The organism is Pseudomonas sp. Nvir (assembly GCF_963778085.1).
Classification (GTDB): domain Bacteria; phylum Pseudomonadota; class Gammaproteobacteria; order Pseudomonadales; family Pseudomonadaceae; genus Aquipseudomonas; species Aquipseudomonas juntendi.
This window is the reverse complement of sequence record NZ_CAVZVN010000029.1, coordinates 1-1,183: the sequence shown is the minus strand read 5'-3', so window position 1 is coordinate 1,183 and position 1,183 is coordinate 1. Positions and strand designations below refer to the sequence as shown.

Sequence of the window (1,183 nt, the reverse complement as noted above, 5' to 3'; positions counted from 1 at the left end):
GTTTTTGCCTTATCACCTCTGGTTAGCTGTTAATTCTTTATTTTTGCGCTACTCAGGAGTGAATCATGCAACGTAGAACGTTATTAAAAGCTTTTGCACTCTCCGCCTCTGTAATGGCTATGGGTCTTTCATTCCAGGCCTATGCCGCCGACACCATCAAAGTCGGGATCATGCATTCGCTCTCCGGGACGATGGCGATTTCCGAAACGCCGCTGAAGGACGTCGCGCTGATGGCCATCGACGACATCAACGCCAAAGGCGGGGTACTGGGCAAGAAGCTGGAGCCGGTGGTGGTCGACCCGGCCTCCAACTGGCCGCTGTTTGCCGAGAAGGCACGCCAGCTGCTGGCCCAGGATAAAGTGGCGGTGGTGTTTGGCTGCTGGACGTCGGTCTCACGTAAATCGGTGCTGCCGGTGTTTGAGGAGCTGAACGGCCTGCTGTTCTACCCGGTTCAGTATGAAGGGGAAGAGATGTCCCCCAACGTCTTCTATACCGGCGCGGCGCCTAACCAGCAGGCTATCCCGGCGGTGGAATACTTGCTAAGTGAGGATGGCGGCGGCGCCAAACGTTTCTTCCTGCTGGGGACGGACTACGTCTATCCGCGCACCACCAACAAGATCCTCCGCGCCTTCCTGCATGCCAAAGGGATCCAGGACAAAGATATCGAGGAGGTCTACACCCCGTTCGGCTACAGCGATTACCAGACCATCGTCGCCAATATCAAAAAATTCTCCGCCGGTGGCAAAACGGCGGTGGTCTCCACCATCAATGGCGATTCCAATGTGCCGTTCTACAAAGAGCTGGCTAACCAGGGTCTGAAAGCGACCGATGTGCCGGTGGTGGCCTTCTCGGTAGGGGAAGAAGAGCTGCGCGGCATCGATACCAAACCGCTGGTCGGCAACCTCGCGGCATGGAACTACTTTGAGTCCGTCGATAATCCGACCAACAAAGCCTTCGTCGCCGACTATCGCGCGTACGCCAAAGCGCACAAGCTGCCGAATGCCGATACGGTGGTGACCAACGATCCGATGGAAGCGACCTGGGTGGGTCTGCATATGTGGGCGCAGGCGGTGACCAAAGCGGGCACCACCGATGTCGATAAAGTGCGCGAGGCGATGGCCGGGCAGACCTTCAACGCGCCGTCCGGTTTTACCCTGACCATGGATGCCACTAACCATCATCT

The 1,183-nt window shown here is 57.2% G+C and carries 1 protein-coding gene; it reads left to right on the top strand.

Going from position 1 to position 1,183, the window contains the following annotated elements; translation table 11 throughout:
• Positions 1-65 precede the first annotated feature (65 nt).
• A partial coding sequence (gene urtA / locus AACG97_RS00235) for an urea ABC transporter substrate-binding protein (protein WP_338463238.1) occupies positions 66-1,183 on the top strand: 1,118 nt, incomplete at its 3' end.